At 61.1% G+C, this 437-nt stretch carries 1 protein-coding gene; it reads right to left on the bottom strand.

The window, feature by feature from the left end:
- A partial coding sequence (locus CS062_RS25450) for an aconitase family protein (RefSeq protein ID WP_259373129.1) occupies window positions 1–245 on the bottom strand: 245 nt, incomplete at its 3' end.
- Window positions 246–437 lie beyond the last annotated feature (192 nt).

The raw sequence follows: 437 nt of genomic DNA, 5'->3' as shown, positions 1-437 counted from the left end.
ATGGTCGGCACGTTGTGGTCCTCGGTGGCGATCGTCAGATCGGGCCGCCGCACGGGACGTCCGGCCAGCCGCAGCCCGTCGAAGGCCTGCGGGCTGGTGACCTCGTGGACGAGATGGAGGTCGATGTAGATCAGATCGGGCTCTTTGGCGGTGCACTCTCCCTCGCCACGCGCCACGACGTGGTCGTCCCAGACCTTTTCGGCCAGGGTGCGCGGTTTCACGGATGTCTGCGTCGGTTGATCCATCGCTGGTTCTCGCATTCGGCTCAAATACAAGCGGGGCTGTTCTTCAAGAGTCCGCTGGGGGGCTGGGAGTTTCACTGGCTATCTCAAAATACGAGACGCTCGCAACAAATCGGCGTTACTGCGGCGAACATCAAATCACCTATGTTGCGAGAGCCCGGTCACACTTCTCATTGTTGCGCTTGCGGCGTTGTG

The organism is Roseateles chitinivorans (assembly GCF_002761755.1).
Lineage (GTDB): Bacteria > Pseudomonadota > Gammaproteobacteria > Burkholderiales > Burkholderiaceae_C > Roseateles > Roseateles chitinivorans.
Note: the sequence above shows the minus strand (reverse complement) of the source record. Positions and strands in the feature narration are given on the sequence as shown.